Annotated in this window: 11 protein-coding genes and 1 pseudogene; 3 read left to right on the top strand and 9 right to left on the bottom strand. The window is 60.5% G+C overall.

Annotated elements, in window-relative coordinates:
- The 4 genes and pseudogenes from EB809_RS03280 to zwf all read right to left on the bottom strand — a co-directional run.
- Window positions 1-400 (bottom strand): annotated as a pseudogene (locus tag EB809_RS03280) (group II intron reverse transcriptase/maturase); the annotation flags it as partial.
- A 502-nt stretch (window positions 401-902) separates the two neighbouring features.
- The gene (locus tag EB809_RS03270; RefSeq protein WP_123633367.1) at window positions 903-1,556 is read right to left on the bottom strand and encodes a bifunctional 4-hydroxy-2-oxoglutarate aldolase/2-dehydro-3-deoxy-phosphogluconate aldolase; all 654 of its coding nucleotides are present in this window, start codon (window positions 1,554-1,556) and stop codon (window positions 903-905) included.
- 29 nt (window positions 1,557-1,585) lie between these two features.
- Window positions 1,586-2,305, bottom strand: coding sequence for a 6-phosphogluconolactonase (pgl, locus tag EB809_RS03265; RefSeq protein ID WP_123633366.1), 720 nt, complete (start codon window positions 2,303-2,305; stop codon window positions 1,586-1,588).
- Window positions 2,292-3,767, bottom strand: a complete 1,476-nt coding sequence (zwf, locus tag EB809_RS03260; protein ID WP_123633365.1) for a glucose-6-phosphate dehydrogenase — start codon at window positions 3,765-3,767, stop codon at window positions 2,292-2,294. Before zwf ends, pgl begins: the two co-directional genes overlap by 14 nt.
- Before the next feature lie 408 nt (window positions 3,768-4,175).
- On the opposite strand from zwf, the gene EB809_RS03255 reads away from it, so the two are divergent.
- From EB809_RS03255 to pulA, 3 genes are all read left to right on the top strand, one after another.
- The gene (locus tag EB809_RS03255; protein WP_123633364.1) at window positions 4,176-5,048 is read left to right on the top strand and encodes a MurR/RpiR family transcriptional regulator; all 873 of its coding nucleotides are present in this window, start codon (window positions 4,176-4,178) and stop codon (window positions 5,046-5,048) included.
- A 291-nt stretch (window positions 5,049-5,339) separates the two neighbouring features.
- Window positions 5,340-6,626: a maltoporin LamB gene (gene lamB, locus EB809_RS03250; RefSeq protein WP_223807790.1), complete on the top strand. Its 1,287-nt coding sequence runs from the start codon at window positions 5,340-5,342 to the stop codon at window positions 6,624-6,626.
- 227 nt (window positions 6,627-6,853) lie between these two features.
- On the top strand, window positions 6,854-10,012 hold the full coding sequence (pulA, locus tag EB809_RS03245) for a pullulanase-type alpha-1,6-glucosidase (RefSeq protein WP_123633363.1): 3,159 nt from the start codon (window positions 6,854-6,856) through the stop codon (window positions 10,010-10,012).
- 82 nt (window positions 10,013-10,094) lie between these two features.
- On the opposite strand, the gene EB809_RS03240 is transcribed toward pulA, so the two are convergent.
- The 5 genes from EB809_RS03240 to clpP all read right to left on the bottom strand — a co-directional run bounded on the left by EB809_RS03240 (window position 10,095) and on the right by clpP (window position 17,600).
- The gene (locus EB809_RS03240; protein WP_123633362.1) at window positions 10,095-11,963 is read right to left on the bottom strand and encodes a SurA N-terminal domain-containing protein; all 1,869 of its coding nucleotides are present in this window, start codon (window positions 11,961-11,963) and stop codon (window positions 10,095-10,097) included.
- Between the two features lie 311 nt (window positions 11,964-12,274).
- Window positions 12,275-12,547 (bottom strand): HU family DNA-binding protein, encoded by a 273-nt coding sequence (locus EB809_RS03235; RefSeq protein ID WP_123633361.1) that lies wholly within the window; start codon window positions 12,545-12,547, stop codon window positions 12,275-12,277.
- Between the two features lie 237 nt (window positions 12,548-12,784).
- Entirely contained in the window at window positions 12,785-15,178 is a 2,394-nt protein-coding gene (gene lon / locus EB809_RS03230) for an endopeptidase La (RefSeq protein WP_407944040.1), read from the bottom strand.
- A 306-nt stretch (window positions 15,179-15,484) separates the two neighbouring features.
- The gene (gene clpX / locus EB809_RS03225; protein ID WP_123633359.1) at window positions 15,485-16,771 is read right to left on the bottom strand and encodes an ATP-dependent Clp protease ATP-binding subunit ClpX; all 1,287 of its coding nucleotides are present in this window, start codon (window positions 16,769-16,771) and stop codon (window positions 15,485-15,487) included.
- A gap of 193 nt (window positions 16,772-16,964) precedes the next feature.
- Window positions 16,965-17,600 (bottom strand): ATP-dependent Clp endopeptidase proteolytic subunit ClpP, encoded by a 636-nt coding sequence (gene clpP, locus EB809_RS03220; protein ID WP_123633358.1) that lies wholly within the window; start codon window positions 17,598-17,600, stop codon window positions 16,965-16,967.
- Between the last annotated feature and the right edge of the window lie 230 nt (window positions 17,601-17,830).

Raw genomic sequence — 17,830 nt, 5'->3', positions numbered from 1 at the left:
GGCCCGGACGGAAGCCGTAGCTGTGCTCGCTGAAGGTGGGATCGATCAGAGGTTGCAGCACCTGCAGTAGTGCTTGCTGGATCAGACGGTCGGTCACGGTGGGAATACCCAGTTCCCGTTCACGGCCGTCCGCTTTCGGGATACCGACCCGGCGGACCGGTTGTGGCCGGTAGGCGCCGTCCAGCAACTGCTGACGGAGTTCTGGCCAGGCCCATTGCAGGTGTTCGGCGGTCTGGGCAATGTCCAGACCGTCGATACCCGCCGCTCCCTTGTTGGCCTTCACGCGCTTCCATGCCCGTTGCATATTCTCTCGTGCGAACGCCTGCTCCAGCAGGCTTCGCCCTGCGCCCTCCGGTTCTCGTCGCGGGAGCCCGGTTTCATCGCTGGTTACGGTCGGCAAGGCTTCACCTCTTCGTTCGCAACCCGCCCCGCCGGTGCGGGCATCTGATGCATGACAGGGTTCATCGACAAGGCGTTTGACGCTCCTTCTCGTTCGGCCCTTCGTTCCATACCGGAACTACTATGGCCTCTGCTGACTTCTCGCTCCGCGTTGCCACGTCACCCTTTCAGGCACAAGGCGAGATCTCCCCGGGTAAGAACACACTCCTTCACCGCACAACCGCCGGATATACGTCACCTCGCCTTGGCCACAAGAGCTTCGCGGCTTCTTGCCCGCTCGCCCTGCTCGGCAGCGCCTCGTATCCGATTCTTGTTCATCGGCTCACGGTTTACGCTCCACGCTTCCTCCCCACGGTCGGTCGCCCTTCCGCAGTTGCGCTTCACTTCGCTCGCTGTGGCCAGCTCACGGGAGGATTTGCACCTCCAGGAGTGCGCCCGTGCCGGGCGCACAAAAAAAGGGCGCCCGAAGGCGCCCAACCCAACTACTCTTTACAACCACCCAGTCACTTCAGCAGAGCCAGACTCTCCCGGGAGATTTCGGTCACTCGTTCCCAGTCACCGGCCTCGATCGCGTCTTTCGGTGTCAGCCAGCTACCGCCAACGGCTGCGACGTTGCTCAGCGCCAGGTAGTCCTTGGCTGTATCCTTACCGATACCGCCGGTGGGACAGAACACTACGTCCGGGAACGGACCGGAGAAGGCCTTCAGGGCCGCCTTGCCACCGGACGCTTCGGCCGGGAAGAATTTGAAGTGACGGAAACCGCGCTGATAACCCATCATCATCTCAGAGAGGGTCGACACGCCCGGCAGTAACGGCGCCTTGGCGGTAATCGCGTAATCCAGCAGCGCCTCAGTCAGACCCGGCGTAATCACGAATTGCGCACCCGCTTCCTCAACCTGCTTGTATTGCTCAACCGTGGTCACGGTACCCGCACCCACCCACACATCGGGCAGCTCGGCGCGCAGCTCACGAATGGCGTCGAGACCATAGGGCGTACGCAAGGTGATTTCGAGGATGTTGATGCCGCCGGCCACCAGCGCCTTACCCAGCGGCAGCGCGTCTTCCGGCTTGTTAATAGCAATCACCGGTACCAGCGGGCAGGCTGCCAGCAGCGCCTGAACCTGTTGCCGATGAGCTTCTGTCAATAATGAAGGCATTGCAGATCGTCTCTCTGTATACGGGGAATTCAGGGGCTCCAGAACAGATTGAGCCCCAGGCTGAGGAATAACCGGATCGGCATCTCGCGCACGGCAGCCATGTCGTCCATGGCCGCGCGCAGGGTGTCCATCTTGTCCTCGCCTTTCAGGTGAAGGGCTATCCAGCCCGCGTTCTCCAGGGCCCGCCGGGTCAGCGACAGGCGCGCCTGGGACTGGGAGGCCGGATGCAACGCCATACAACGGTCTGGCTGACTGACATCCAGCGCCCGATCAATTTCAGGCGCATCCGGGAACAGGGAAGCCGTGTGGCCATCGCTCCCCATCCCCAGCACCAGCACGTCCAGTGGCCAGGCCAGTTCGGACAGGGCCTGCTCGGCCAGCGGCTGACCCGCATTGGCGCTTTCATGCGCCTGCTTCATGCCGATAAAGCGGGCCTTGGCAGCGGCGCCCTGCAGGAAATGCTCACGCAGCAGGCGCTCATTGCTGTCGCTGGATTCGAACGGCACCCACCGCTCGTCGGCCAGGGTGACGTCCACCCGCGACCAATCCAGCGGTTTGTCCCGCAGCCTTTCAAAAAACGGCTTGGGCGTACTGCCACCAGACAGGGCTATGCTGGCCCGGTCGCGACTCGCCAGCGCCTGTTCGAGCCTTTCGGCAACCGCATCTGCCAGCTTGCCCGCCACCTCTTCGGCACTCTCTCCAATGACGGGATTCACGGTGGACGGCCAATCGATATCAGGCATCTTCATACCAGCTCCTGCCGTCACGGGTGATCAGGGCAATGGAAGCGACCGGCCCCCAGGTTCCAGCCGCGTAGCGCTTGGGCGGCGACGCGTGCTCTTCCCAGTTGGAGATGACCTGGTCCACCCAGCGCCACGCGTACTCCACTTCGTCTCGACGCACGAAGAGGTACTGGTTCCCCTTCATGGTTTCCCACAGCAGTCGCTCGTAGGCGTCGGGGATGCGGGCCTGCTTGAAGGCTTCGGAGAACGTCAGCTCCAGCGGGCCCTGGCGCAGGCGCATGCCTTTGTCCAGCCCCTGATCCTTGGTCAGGATCTGCAGTGACATCCCCTCATCCGGCTGCAGACGGATAATGAGCTTGTTATTGGCCAGATGCTTCTGGTCCGGGTCAAAGATGTAATGCGGCGCCGGCTTGAAGTGGATGATGATCTGCGAAAGCTTCTCCGGCATCCGTTTGCCGGTCCGGATGTAGAACGGAACCCCGGACCAGCGCCAGTTCGAGATTTCCGCCTTCAGGGCCACAAAGGTCTCGGTGGTGCTGCCACGCACTGCATCTTCTTCTTCGAGATAACCCGGCACCGGTTTGCCCGCTGCCGTACCGGCCGTGTACTGGCCACGAACCAGGTGGGTTTCCACCAGATCCGGCGTAATCGGACGCAGCGCCTTGAGCACTTTGACCTTCTCATCCCGGATACTGTCCGCAGACAGGTCCGACGGCGGATCCATGGCGATCAGGCACAGCAGTTGAAGCAGGTGGTTCTGGATCATGTCCCGCATCTGACCGGCCTGATCGAAATAGCCCCAGCGGCCTTCGATGCCGACACTTTCCGCCACGGTGATTTCGACGTGGGAGATGTGGTCCTGGTTCCACTGCGAGGCAAACAGGTTGTTGGCGAAACGCAGGGCGATCAGGTTCTGGACGGTTTCCTTACCCAGGTAATGGTCGATCCGGAACAGCTGGTTTTCGTTGAAGACTTCGGCCAGTTGATCGTTGATCTCATAGGACGACTCCAGGTCGTGACCGATCGGCTTTTCGACGACCACGCGAGTGGCCGCGTCAATGCAGTCGGTCTCCCTCAGGTTGCGGGCAATCATCCCGTACAGGGCGGGCGGTGTGGCCATATAGACAATCAGTGCCCCGCCACCGGACTCACGCCACTGACGCAGGCCGACGTAATCATCGGCGGTGCCGAAATCCAGCTTGAGATAGTCGATGCGCGAGAGAATGCGAGTCATGACCTTCTCGTCCATCTCGGCCGGCTTCACGTGCTCCTTGAGCTTGGCACGCAGCTGCTCACGGGCGCCATCGGTGTCCAGATCCTGCCGCGCCAGGGCGAGAATGCGTGTCTTGGGCGCCAGCAGACCGGCCGCTTCCAGTTGGTAGAGCGCAGGAAACAGTTTACGCTGCGCCAAATCCCCCAGCGCGCCGAACATGATCAGGTCACACTGGTTCTCGTTTTTCCGGCTCATTCTTGTGACAGTCCTTCAACCTGGTTTCTGAGGGATTCCGCGGCTGATTAATCGCAGACGACACCGTTACTTTCAGACGGTAGCGTTGCTCGGGCGCCGCTATGTAGTAATTTTGACAAAATAATCGCATTAAAAAGGACGGATTCCAAGATTTTTTCGGATCTTTTGACTACTTTACTACACATGAGGCCGGTTAAAACCGGTATAATTCGCGCCCTTAACGGTCGCAAAGGCCCGGGACAGACTCCATCTGTCGGGGCGAGAGAGCAACGACCGGCGCAGCTCATGCTGAGCCAGCGATCAGCGGTTCGGAATGGCACGCACGATGAATGGCAACGCAGTACCGCGGAGCATCGTCGATTAATAACGCACTTTCAGTGAAGCAGAGTGATAGCGGGATAGCCAAACATGACGACAACAAACGAGACAGCCACGCCCAATCTGCTGGAACAGATCCAGGGCAAACTGGACACCCTGAACAAGTCCGAGCGCAAGGTCGCCGAAGCCATCCTGCGTGACCCCACCGCCGCCACTCGCTACAGCATTGCCGCCCTGGCCCGGGCCGCAGACGTCAGCGAACCGACCGTGAACCGGTTCTGCCGCGGCTTTTCCACGTCCGGCTTCCCGGATTTCAAGATTCAACTGGCCCAGAGCATCGCAACCGGAACCCCGTACGTCAGTCAGAACGTGAGGCCGGACGATGACGTCGCCACCTTCTCCGACAAGATCGTGCTGAGCACCATCGCCAGCCTCGACAAGGCTCGACAGGTGCTGAACCCGGTCGCCCTGGGTGCCGCCATCGATTACCTGATCCAGGCCAAGCAGATCAATTTTTTCGGCATGGGCGGCTCGGCCCCCGTTGCCCTGGATGCGCAACACAAGTTTTTCCGCTTCAATATTCCGGTCATCGCCTATGACGATGCGCTGATGCAGCGGATGGTCGCTGCCGGCAGCCATACCGGGGACGTGATCGTGGTGATTTCCTATACCGGCCGCACCCGGGAGCTGGTCGATATTGCCGAAGCGGCCCGCAGCAACGGGGCCACCGTCATCGGCATCACGGCGCCGGACTCTCCTCTGTCCCGCGCCTGCACGGTAGCACTGGAAGTCACGGCCCCGGAGGATACGGAGGTCTATATGCCCATGACCTCGCGCATCATCCACCTGATGATCATCGACATCCTGGCCACCGGCGTGACCCTCAAACGCGGTGCCGACTTCCAGAGCCACCTGAAGAAGATCAAGGACAGCCTCAAGCCGACGCGCTTCAGCGCCGAGTAAGCAGCCCGAAAGCGGCGGCCGCCCCCGGTCGTCGCTGCCCCATCCAACGCTACGCCCCTCCTCCCCCCTGACACTCCCCCCCTAATTCTCCGCCCCCGGATGATGCGGCACCGTTGTGCATTACGGAGTATGAATACGGGTTTCCCGATATATGGGCCGGAAGCCGACCAAGCGTGCCCTACCGCGCGCTTCAGGCGGGTTCCGTTGCCTGGCCTGTCGGCCGCTGACCCGGCCGTCACGACGGTGACGGGACCCTGGCGCTCAAACAAGACAAAAATGCACAGGATACAAATGATGCAAAACAACAAGAGAGCAATCTTCAGACTGACTCCGATTGCCGCAGCCATCGCATCCGCTGCGCTGGCCACACCCGCTGCCGCTGTCGACTTCACTGGGTATGCCCGCGCGGGCGCTTCCACCAATCTCCAGAGCGGCGGCGAGCAGACCTGTTTCGGTAGCGGTGCAGCCGGGCACTATGTGGGTCGTCTGGCCGATGAGTGCGACACCTACGCCGAAATCGGGCTGGGCGACGAACTCTATAACGAAGACGGAAAAACCTTCCGTTTTGATTCCATGGTGTCTTACGGCGCCGACAATCAGGGCAACGACTTCCAAAGCTATAGCTACAATGAATCCGGCGGCGGCTATGACGGCGGTAACACTTCACTCCGCCAGCTGTATATCTCCGGCAACAACGTGATCGAGTCGCTGCCCGGCGCCACTTTGTGGGCGGGTAAACGCTACTACCAGCGCCACGACGTCCATCATCTGGACTTCTATTACCTGAACGACTCCGGTTACGGCGGTGGTGTCGAGAACATCCAGGCCGGTGCCGGCAAGCTGTCCCTGGCGTTCATCAACCACGACAACCCGGACGGCGACGAATTCGTCCAGAACAACAAGCTGGATGTGCGATACGCATTCCCGGTTGGTTCCAGCACCCTCATGCTGGCAGGCATCTACGGCATGGCCGACCTGACCGACCAGCAGGAAGACGCTGGCTTCAACGACGAGAACGGTTATTTCCTGACCGCGGAACTCTCCACCGGCATCATGGGTGGGTTCAACAAGTTCGTCCTGCAGTATGGCGCCGATTCCATGGGCTTCGCGGCCTTTGAAGCCGGCGGTGGTGGCCGTGTCGACAACGAAAATGATTCGAACGGAAGCTACATGGACAGCAGTTGGCGCATCCTGGATCACGGTGTGATTACCCTGGGCGGCAACTGGGAAATGGGCTACTCCGCCCTCTATCAGCAAGGCTCCGCGTCCAACAGCAATCAGGACGATGCCGAGCGCACCAGCATTGTCATCCGTCCGACCTACAAGTGGTCACCGGTTCTGAGCACGGCGGTTGAAGTCGGTTACGACGACGCCCAGTTCATCGGTGAGGACGAGTCCTCCAACCTGCAGAAGGTCGCCATTGCCCAGCAGTGGTCCGCCGGTGGCAACTACTGGGCCCGCCCGGTGATCCGTGCCTACGCCGCCACCTTCTTCGGTGACCGCGCCGAAGCAGCCCGTGCTGGCGAGGGCGTTGACGGTGACATCCAACTGGGCGTCCAGATGGAAGCCTGGTGGTAATACCCGCCTGACACCCGGCCGGCCCTTCCTTCCCGGCCGGGAACTCGGTAGCCGAAAACCTCCGCACCTTCGGGCCCGGAGGTTTTTTCTTGCCCTCCACCCCCCCGTTACGCCCCGCCTTCTACGCCGCAATGAATCGTCCTCCAGAGGATGTGGAGAGACACTACAACCGGCGACCATTTCCTTGCGCAGTACCAAAAACAACAACCGTACAAGGAATGCTTCTCATGAATCAGCGCAAAACCCTTCCGCTGGTCCTGGCCTTCGCCCTTGCGGCGGGTCTGACCGGCTGCAAGACCGATCAGGGCAATGACGGGTCGTCCGACGGCGACACCACCGAGCCCCTGATCGACCCCGGTGCCAACGAGGCAGTGCTCTACTACAAACGACCCGACGCCACCTACGACGGCTGGGGACTGCATCTGTGGAACACCGACAGCTGCTCCGGCGTTGCAAACCCGACCGAGTGGACCAGCGCTCATGTCGCGGATGGTGTCAGCGACACTTACGGCGCCTACTACCTGATCGACCTGACCGACGAGGCCGGGTGCATCAACTTCATCATGCACAACGGAGACAGCAAGGACCTTGGTGGCAACGACATGATCTGGCATCTGGACGAGCTGGGCCGCCGGGTCTTTACCCTCAGCGGCTCCGGTGAGATCTACACCAGCCCGGTCAGCAGCGACATCACCATCGACGGCGCCAGTGCCCACTGGGTCGATCGGCAAACCCTGGTCTGGGACGATGCCGGGAACGCCGCTCGGGTCGAGTTGCGTTACGACACCGATGCCGGTATCCACGTCAGCGACGGCGCACTCGTTGGCGGGCAGTCGGTCGAACTCACCGCCGGCACGCTATCCAGCGATGCAGCGGAGGCCTTTCCCCACCTGGCCGATTGGCCGGCCTACTCGGTGCCCCTGGACGCCGGCTCTCGCAAAGCAGCGTTAAGGGGCCAACTGGTCGCGGCGGCCTACAACAGCAATGACGAGCTGATGAGCGCCACGAAGGTGCAGATTCCCGGTGTGCTGGATGACCTGTATCGCTACGACGGACCGCTCGGGGCCACCGTCACCGGCAGCGGAGTCACGTTCCGGGTCTGGGCTCCGACCGCCCAATCCGTGCGCCTGCACGTCTTCGACAACGCGAAAACCGCGCTCACCGGCTACCCCGTCGATATGACAAAGGACGACGCTCATCCCGGTGTCTGGGAATACTCCGGACCACTCTCGCTGGACCGCCAGTATTACCAGTATGAGGTCACGGCCTATCATCCGGAGACCGGCAACGTCGAAGACGCCTTTGCCACGGACCCATACGCCCTGAGTCTCTCCACCAATGGCCAGTACGCGCAGGTAGTGGACCTGGACGACGCCGACCTCAAACCCAGCGGCTGGGACAGCCTGACCCCGCCCGCCGTCGACCAACCGGAAGACGTTGTGGTGTACGAAACCCACATCCGCGATTTCAGCGCCGGCGACAGTTCGGTACCGGCGGACGATCGTGGTAAGTACGCCGCCTTCAGCGACAGCGGCGGTGCCGGCGTGCAGCACCTGCAGCAACTCGCCGCGGCTGGGGTCACCCACATTCATCTGCTGCCCACGTTCGACTTTGCCACGGTCAATGAAGATCCGTCGCAGGTGGTCGATATCGACGACGATTTCAGTCGCCTGTGTGACCTGTCCGACGCCGCGGCGACCGAGTGGGCGGACCAATGCAGTGCCGGCAGCATCCGCTCAGTGCTTGAATCCTTCGACCCGACCACCGGCAATGCCCAGGCTCTCTATGACACCCTGCGCGGGCTGGACAGCTTCAACTGGGGCTACGATCCGGCGCACTACACCGTGCCGGAAGGCAGCTACGCCTCAGACGCCGAAGGCGTTCCCCGCATCCTGGAATTCCGTCAGATGGTCAAGGCATTGACCGACATGGGATTCAACGTGGTGATGGACGTGGTCTACAACCACACCAACGCTTCGGGCATGGCCGATAAGTCGGTACTCGATAAACTGGTGCCCGGCTATTACCACCGCCTGGATCCGCAGACCGGCGCCGTGGAACAGTCCTCCTGCTGCGAGAACACCGCGTCTGAACACGCGATGATGGAAAAGCTGATGACCGACTCCCTGGTCACCTGGGCCGACGCCTATGACATCTCGGGCTTCCGCTTCGACCTGATGGGCCATCACATGCTGCGCAACATGACGCACGCGTTGGCAGCCGTTCAAGCCGTCGACCCGGACACCTATTTCTACGGAGAGGGGTGGAACTTTGGCGAAGTGGCCGACAATGCCCGCGGCGTGAACGCGATCCAGGCCAATCTCGGTGGTTCCGGCATCGGCTCCTTCAACGATCGCCTGCGGGATGCCGTGCGAGGCGGCGGTCCGTTCGACGGGGGCGATGCCCTGCGTCAGAACCAGGGGTTCGCCAACGGCCTGTACACCCTGCCCAACGAGATGAACAGCGGTTCCGACGACGAGAAGCAGACCCTGCTCTCGACCCTCGACTGGATCCGTGTGGGCATTACCGGTGGTCTCAAGGACTTCAGCTTCGAGACGGCGTCCGGCGACGTCCGCACCGGCGCGGACATCGACTATAACGGTCAGGCAGCCGGCTACACCGAGGATCCACAGGAACTGGTGAACTACGTGTCCAAGCACGACAACCAGACGCTTTGGGACAACAACCAGTACAAGATCGCCACCTCGGTCTCCAGTCACGACCGCGCCAGCATGCAGGTGATTGGCCTGGCGGTGCCGCTGCTGAGTCAGGGCATTCCCTTCATGCAGATGGGCGCGGATATCCTGCGTTCCAAATCCATGCAACGGGACAGCTACGACTCGGGCGACTGGTTCAATGCGGTGGACTTCAGCTATCAGGACACTGCCTGGAATCGCGGTCTGCCCCGGGAGGACAAAGACGGCGACAACTGGGACCTGATCGGTGACATCATCGCCAATCCCAACGCCGAACCCACGCAGGCGGACATTGCCTATGCCCGTGACGCCGTGGCCGACCTGCTGCGTATCCGGCGGGATTCACCGCTGTTCCATCTAACCACCGGCGCCGACGTCAAGCAGCGCCTGTCGTTCCACAACACCGGGCCGGACCAGATTCCCGGCCTGCTGGCCTTCAGTCTGGACGACGGCACTGGCGCGGGCGCCGATCTGGACAGCGCACGGGACGCACTGATGGTCATCATCAATGCTTCGCCCGATGCACAGACCCTGTCCACATCCCTGTCCGGCTTTTCGCTGCACACCGAACTCAACGGCGATGTCGCTGCCACCTTCTCGGGCGGTGACTTCAACGTGCCGGCGCTGTCGGTCGCCGTCTTCGAGCAGGTCCAGTCGGGCGCCCAGGGTGCTGGCGTCCCTGTGAACTGATCGCCTTCCCATCCATACTGCGCAGACACAAAAAAGGCAGGGCCTAGGCCCTGCCTTTTTCATGGTTTGAAACCCACCCGGATCAGGGGCGCTCCACCTCGGCACTGTCACGCAGTGACTGCACGTAGGCGGCGTATTCACGCTGGCCACGCTGGTTGTTCAGGTACTGGGTCAGGGCCTTGATCTGGTCCTCCTTGCCCTCGACCTTGCCGTCGGTAACCTTGTTCAACTCGATGACCACGGCACGCTGGGCACCGTTCACCCAGTCGTAGGTGCTGCTGTCATCACTGGCCGGGCGCGGCATGCTGAAGGCGGACCGGATCACGTCAAACTCAACGTCGCCGGCATTACGGCTGACCGCATCGTGGCTTTGCCATTCACCGTTCACCGCAGCGGCTACGTCACCGGGCGCATCGCCCTGCTTAAGACGCTCAACCAACGCCTTGCTCTTGTCGGCCAGTGCTTCGCTGATCCGTTTGGCGCGCAGCTGATCGTGTATACGATCCTTGACCGCATCCAGCGACAGCTGCTCTTCCGGATGGTGCTTACGCACATGTGCGACCACCGACGTACTCTTGTCCACGTCGATGACTTCGGTGTTGAACTCGCCGCTGAGTACGTCGTCGCTGAACAGCTGGCGCAGCAGGCCTTCGTGATCGAACGGTGCCTTGTTGCCCTTACGCTTCACATCGTCGCGAGTCTGGATGGTCAGGTTCAGGTCCTTGGCCGGACCTTCCAGGCTGGGATCGGAATAGGAAATGTCCGCCAGTTTGGTCCGAATTTCGGAGAAGGTCTTACCCGCTTTCTGGCGAGCCAGTTCCTGGCGCAGGTCGTCCTTCATCTCATCAAACGAGGGCGCTTCCGTCTTGCGGACGCCGGTCAGCTTGATGATGTGGTAACCGTACTGGGTCTTGACCGGATCGGAGATCTCGCCGTCTTTCAGGCTGAACAGTGCCTTCTCGAACGCGCTGTCGTAGACGCCTTTGCCGGCGTATCCCAGATCGCCGCCCTGCTGGGCGGATGCCGGATCCGCCGAGTATTCCTTGGCCAGCTTGGCGAAGTCGGCTCCGTCGGCCAGCTTCTTCTCGACTTCCTGCGCCGTTTTCTGGGCGTCATCCCCATCCTCGATCAGGATGTGGGAGGCCCGGCGCTGCTCTTCGCCACCGAGGTCCTGCTTGCGCTGCTCATAGAGATCGCGCACCGCGTCCTCGCTGATGTCTTCCTGCTTGGCCAGGTCATCAATGGACAGGGTGATGTAGGACACATCGACGCTTTCCGGCTGAACAAAATCCGCCTTGTGCTCGTCGTAATACGTGGCGATATCGTCGTCGCTGATCTTGACGTCATCCGCGACGGCCGACGCCGGAATGCGCAGGGTCTGGAAGGTCCGGGTCTGAGACTGGATACGCAGGATGTCCTTCGCGGTCTGGGCATTGACGATGGCACTCTGGGAGATGCCGGCACGGATCTGGTTGATCGCAAACTGCCGACGCAGCGCCTGACGGAATTCCGCGACGCCCATGCCCATGTTGCGCACCGCCGCCACGAAGGCGTTACGATTGAACTCGCCATCGACCTGGAACTGCGGCATGGAGGTGATCAGGCTGTCGACATCCTGCTCGGACAGGGCCAGACCCTGATCCTCCGCATCCTGGGTCAGCACGGTGCGCTGAATCAACCCTTCCAGGACCTGCTGGCGGATCTGGTCCTCGTTGATCAGTGACGGATCGGGATTGTCCATCTGGGCCAGCTGCTGCTGACGCTGCATTTGCACGGTGCGGGTAAATTCTCGTTCGGTGATGTCCTTGCCATTGACGGTGGCGACTTCGGGCTCCCCCGAAAATCCGCCAATGATGGCGCGCACGCCAAACATGGACAGACCGATTACCAGCAGCACGATGATGACCTTGGCAATCGTGCTCTGGGCATTGTTCCGGATATCTTGAAGCATGTTCCTCCCAGACGTCAGCTCGGACCGGCAGCCTCGGTGTGACTATCGATGTTACTACCGGGTGTCCGCGTCAGGCCTCGTTCTTGTGTTCGTCGGGGTACCAGCGGCTGCCATGGACTCATGAAAGAGGCTGACGTGAGCAGCACACTGAACGTAAAAAGGCGCACCCGACAAGGGATGCGCCTCGAAATCTGTGGGGCAGTTATTCAGTAGATTTCAGCATGATCAGGTATGTTGGACTTACCGGGACCGGATGCCTTGAAGAAACTACCCCGGCAATGCCACCAGGACATTGCCGCTTAAGCCACTTCTTACTTGACGGCGTCTTTCAGGGCCTTGCCAGCCTTGAAGCCAGGAACCTTGGAGGCCGGGATCTTGATCTCGGCGCCGGTCTGCGGGTTACGACCAGTGCGAGCAGCGCGCTCCTTGACAGAGAAGGTACCAAAGCCGATCAGAGTGACTTGATCGCCTTTTTTCAGAGCGTCAGTGATGGAGTTAACCATGGCATCCAGGGCACGTCCTGCACCGGCCTTGGAAATGTCAGCTGACTCTGCGATTGCATCGATAAGTTCGGACTTGTTCACACTAAACCCCTTCGATTTCAGGTTGAAGATGTTATAGGTTGGTTTGTTTTTTTCGGAGCTTCCCGACTATCGCACAAGCGGTCGGAGAATTCCATTCTTCGGTTTTCTTATTCCTTTCGTTCATCGGGTGTCGATCGGAATACTTGCAAAAACCCCGGGAGCCCTTGGTACAGGCTGCTTCAGGACGAAACAGTTATACCAACGGGCTCTCAGGGCTGTCAACAACGGCCTCGCCGTTTAATGTGTATTTATGCGTTCGCCGGATTCGCCTTCCTCATCCCGCGATTTGGCCGGTGTCGCCTTGTCGGACAGGTCGCCGGCATCCGGCGTCGGCTGATAGGCCAGCGCCACATCCAGGACCTGATCGATCCAGGTCACCGGACGGATATCCAGAGACTCCTTGATGTTCTCGGGTATCTCTTTGAGATCCCGAACATTTTCCTCAGGGATAATGACCGTCTTGATGCCGCCGCGGTGCGCCGCAAGCAGCTTTTCCTTGAGTCCGCCGATGGCCAGCACGCGACCACGCAGGGTGATCTCACCGGTCATGGCGACGTCCGCCCGCACCGGAATGCCAGTCAAGGCAGAGACCAGGCCGGTGCACATGCCGATACCGGCACTGGGGCCATCTTTCGGTGTGGCGCCCTCGGGAACGTGGATGTGCAGGTCGTGATGCTCGTAGAAATCATCCTTGATACCGAGGCCAGCTGCTCGGCTGCGGACAACGGTCAGGGCCGCCTGAATCGACTCCTGCATGACGTCGCCCAGCGACCCGGTCTTGACCACCTTGCCCTTACCTTTGGTCAGGGCACATTCGATGGTCAGCAGTTCGCCGCCCACCTGGGTCCAGGCCAGACCGGTCACCTGACCCACCTGGTTGGATTCTTCCGCCAGGCCGTACTTGAACCTGCGTACACCGGAATAGTGCTCAAGCAGTTCGGGCGTCAGCTCGACCGTTTCGGTGTTGCCGGCTTCCACGTGCTCGCGCACCACCTTGCGGCAGATCTTCGCGATCTCACGCTCCAGGCTCCGCACACCCGCCTCGCGCGTGTAATAGCGGATCAGGTCGCGCAGGGTGTCATCGGAGACGTCCAGTTCGTTCTTGCGCAGACCATTGGCCTTGAGCTGCTTGGGCAGCAGGTGCTGCCGCGCAATGTTGACCTTCTCATCTTCGGTGTAACCCGGGATGCGGATGATCTCCATCCGGTCCAGCAGGGCCGGCGGAATGTCCATGGAGTTGGACGTGCAGACGAACATGACGTCCGACAGGTCGTAATCCACTTCCAGGTAATGATCGTTGAAGGTGTGGTTCTGCTCGGGATCCAGCACTTCCAGCAGCGCCGAAGCCGGATCGCCACGATGGTCCATGCCCATCTTGTCGATCTCGTCGAACAGGAACAGCGGGTTTTTCACCCCGACCTTCGACAGCTTCTGCAACAGCTTGCCCGGCAGCGCGCCGATATAGGTTTTACGGTGACCGCGGATCTCCGCCTCGTCACGCACGCCACCCAGCGCCATCCGCGTGTATTTGCGGTTGGTCGCCCGGGCGATGGACTGGCCCAGCGACGTTTTACCCACGCCCGGAGGACCGACCAGGCACAGCACGGGCCCCTTGATTTTCTTCACCCGGTTCTGGACCGCCAGGTATTCCAGGATCCGCTTCTTGACCTCATCCAGGCCGTAGTGATCCTGGTCCAGGATGTCGCGCGCTTTTTCCAGGTCGTGACGCACGCGGCTGCGCTTCTTCCAGGGGATCGCCAGCATCCAGTCGATGTAGCCCCGCACAACGGTGGCTTCCGCCGACATGGGCGACATCATCTTGAGCTTGTTGAGTTCCGCTTCGGTTTTCTTGCGGGCTTCTTCCGGCAGGCCGGCTTCCTCAAGCTTCTGCTCCAGCTCTTCGAAGTCGCCGCCGCCCTCACCGAGCTGCCCCATCTCTTTCTGGATGGCCTTCATCTGCTCGTTGAGGTAGTACTCCCGCTGGCTGCGCTCCATCTGCTTCTTGACGCGACCGCGGATCCGCTTCTCGACCTCGATCAGATCGATTTCGCCGTCCAGGCGACCCAGCAGCAGTTCAACGCGCTGACGTACGTCCAGGGTCTCCAGCAGCTCCTGCTTCTCGTGGATCTTGAGCTCCAGGTGAGCGGCCATCGTATCCGCCAGGCGCTCCAGATCGTCGATGCCGGTCAGGGAGTTGGTGACCTCCGACGGCACTTTCTTGGACAGCTTGACGTACTTCTCAAACTCCTCGGACAGCGTCTTGACCAGAACGGACTCTTCACGCTCCGGCAGGGTGTCTTCCTCCAGTAGCGCGCCTCGCGCGGTCAGGAAATCACCTTCCTCAATGGACTCCAGCCTCGCCCGGGCATTGCCCTCGACCAGGACCTTGACGGTGCCATCCGGCAGTTTCAGCATCTGCAGAACCGTGGCCAGGGTACCCATGTTGTAGACGTCTTCCGCGCCCGGGTCGTCTGTACCCGCATCCCGCTGGGCCACCAGCAGGATTTCCTTGCTCCCCTCCATGGCAGCTTCCAGGGCCTGGATGGATTTTTCCCGGCCAACGAAGAGCGGCACGACCATGTGTGGAAAGACCACCACGTCCCGCAGCGGAAGCATTGGATAATCGTTCATGGGGGTTTCAGGTAGTGATGTCATAGAGAATCCTCTGACTGACGCGTCTTGAAACACGTGGCATACGGACAGGTGCAAGCGTCAACGCCCTGCCCGACTTGGAATCGGATTGCCGGCCGACCCGCCTTGTTTCCATGATGCCATAGAAAGAAGGCCGTCAGCTTCCATTGAATTAATGATTGGGGGCTTTTTCCGCGATTACAATGGCCGACTGCGCCGGTTTTGGCCCGGAGTGGTTTTTCTGTCGCGGAAACAGAAAAAGGGGCGCAAGCGCCCCTTTTTCTGGATCACGTTTAAGGCGAACCGTCAGTCTTCCGGCACCGCTTTCGCATGATCGTTATTGGCGTAGATCTTGAACGGCTCGGAGTCACCGCTGATCACGCTCTCGTCGATCACCACCTTGCAGACATCGTGCTCAGACGGGATCTGGTACATGGTGTCCAGCAATGTCGCCTCGAGGATCGAACGCAGACCACGTGCACCCGTCTTGCGCTCCATGGCCTTGCGGGCTACGGCGCGCAGCGCGTCTTCGCGGAAGTCGAGCTCGACGTCTTCCATATCGAAGAGCTTCTGGTACTGCTTGGTCAACGCGTTCTTCGGCTCGGTGAGGATCTGGACCAAGGCGTCTTCGTCCAGCTCCGTGAGCGTGGCTACCACCGGCAGACGACCGACGAACTCGGGAATCAGGCCGTATTTGACCAGATCTTCGGTTTCCACATCCTTGATGATGTCGCCGGTGCTCTTGCGGTCGTCCTCGCTGACCACCGACGCGGAGAAACCGATGCTGCTGCGTTCGGAGCGTTCACGAATCACTTTGTCCAAACCGGCAAACGCACCGCCACAGATGAACAGGATGTTACCGGTATCCACTTGCAGGAACTCCTGCTGCGGATGCTTGCGACCGCCCTGGGGTGGCACGGAAGCCACCGTACCTTCAATCAGTTTCAGCAGCGCCTGCTGGACACCCTCACCGGAGACGTCACGGGTGATGGACGGATTGTCCGATTTGCGCGAAATCTTGTCGATTTCATCGATGTAGACGATGCCACGCTGGGCCTTGTCTACATCGTAATCGCACTTCTGGAGCAGCTTCTGGATGATGTTCTCGACATCCTCACCGACATAGCCCGCTTCGGTCAGCGTGGTGGCATCGGCGATGGTAAACGGAACATTCAGCATGCGCGCCAGGGTTTCCGCCAACAGGGTCTTACCACTGCCGGTCGGGCCGATCAGCAGGATGTTACTCTTGCCGAGCTCGACTTCCGACGCCTTGCCCTCGCCGTAGCGAAGACGCTTGTAGTGGTTGTAAACCGCTACAGACAACACGATCTTGGCACGGTCCTGGCCAATGACATACTGATCCAGTGTGTCGCGGATTTCGGCGGGACTGGGCAGGCGGTCGCTCTGTTCTTCCTGTGCGTTCTCCTGGATTTCTTCCCGGATGATGTCATTGCACAGGTCGACACACTCGTCGCAGATGAAAACCGAGGGCCCTGCAATGAGCTTGCGGACTTCATGCTGGCTCTTTCCGCAAAACGAGCAGTAGAGCAACTTGCCGTTATCGTCGCCCCTGCCGTTTCTGTCATCTGCCATTGAAATACCTCTGTCTTGGCTTTCGTGTTCACTGTCGGCTCGGAATTCTGCATTCCGCTACCAACTTACGCCCGCGAGACGTCATGCGATCACGGTAGTACGTTTCTGATTGCTACTGGATTCGGCGCCTGCTGGCCAGTCCGGACAGCGCTGCCAGCCGGACCTGCCGCGGTTTCAAACCACCGAATCAGTATTATTTATTCGACACGCGTTTATCAAGTACGGCGTCGATCAGACCATAGTCTTTCGCCTGCTGCGGATCCATGAAGTTATCACGGTCCGTGTCGCGGGCGATGGTTTCCAGATCCTGCCCCGTGTGATGAGCCAACAGCCGGTTCAGGGTCTCGCGAATCTTGAGAATCTCACGGGTGTGGATCTCGATATCCGTCGCCTGGCCCTGATAGCCCCCCAGCGGCTGGTGAATCATGACCCGGGAGTTGGGCAGACAGGCTCGCTTGCCTTCAGCGCCGCCCGCCAGCAGGAAGGCACCCATGCTGGCCGCCTGGCCGACACAGAGTGTCGCCACATCCGGCTTGATAAACTGCATGGTGTCATAGATGGACATGCCAGCGGTGACGGAACCGCCCGGGCTGTTGATGTACAGGTGCACATCCTTGTCGGGGTTTTCGGATTCCAGGAACAGCAATTGCGCGACAATCAGGTTCGCCATGTGGTCCTCGACCGGACCCACCATGAAGATGACACGCTCCTTGAGCAGCCGGGAATAAATGTCGAAAGAGCGCTCACCACGGGCAGTCTGCTCAATGACAATCGGGACAAGACCGGAATTGGTCACCATGGTCGGGCCGTTATACGGTTGTTGCGTCATGATGTGCCTGAACTCCTTAGCTAAATGAACGATCCAGCGGATGATATGGGGATCACCCTACCGGAAGTCAACTGAGCGCGCCTTGATTTGGCCTCAGCATGCCTTTTGAAGATCCGGGACGGTGCTGTCCTGTCGCCCCGACAATTGACCGCCCCAGATAAAAACAGCCGGAAATTCCGGCTGTTCCGTAATGCAGCGTAGCGGTTCCGGGGCGCGATGTCCGCCCCGAA

The sequence above is a fragment of the Marinobacter sp. R17 genome (assembly GCF_003789045.1).
GTDB lineage: Bacteria > Pseudomonadota > Gammaproteobacteria > Pseudomonadales > Oleiphilaceae > Marinobacter_A > Marinobacter_A mangrovi.
This window is presented reverse-complemented; position numbering and strand designations above follow the sequence as displayed.

What these genes read in the sequence shown, in the direction of transcription:
- clpP (WP_123633358.1), bottom strand. Translation starts at nt 17,600, where the DNA reads ATGACGCAACAACCGTATAACGGCCCGACCATGGTGACCAATTCCGGT.
- zwf (WP_123633365.1), bottom strand. Translation starts at nt 3,767, where the DNA reads ATGAGCCGGAAAAACGAGAACCAGTGTGACCTGATCATGTTCGGCGCG.
- lamB (WP_223807790.1), top strand. Translation starts at nt 5,340, where the DNA reads ATGATGCAAAACAACAAGAGAGCAATCTTCAGACTGACTCCGATTGCC.
- EB809_RS03255 (WP_123633364.1), top strand. Translation starts at nt 4,176, where the DNA reads ATGACGACAACAAACGAGACAGCCACGCCCAATCTGCTGGAACAGATC.
- lon (WP_407944040.1), bottom strand. Translation starts at nt 15,178, where the DNA reads ATGAACGATTATCCAATGCTTCCGCTGCGGGACGTGGTGGTCTTTCCA.
- pgl (WP_123633366.1), bottom strand. Translation starts at nt 2,305, where the DNA reads ATGAAGATGCCTGATATCGATTGGCCGTCCACCGTGAATCCCGTCATT.
- pulA (WP_123633363.1), top strand. Translation starts at nt 6,854, where the DNA reads ATGAATCAGCGCAAAACCCTTCCGCTGGTCCTGGCCTTCGCCCTTGCG.
- EB809_RS03270 (WP_123633367.1), bottom strand. Translation starts at nt 1,556, where the DNA reads ATGCCTTCATTATTGACAGAAGCTCATCGGCAACAGGTTCAGGCGCTG.
- EB809_RS03240 (WP_123633362.1), bottom strand. Translation starts at nt 11,963, where the DNA reads ATGCTTCAAGATATCCGGAACAATGCCCAGAGCACGATTGCCAAGGTC.
- clpX (WP_123633359.1), bottom strand. Translation starts at nt 16,771, where the DNA reads ATGGCAGATGACAGAAACGGCAGGGGCGACGATAACGGCAAGTTGCTC.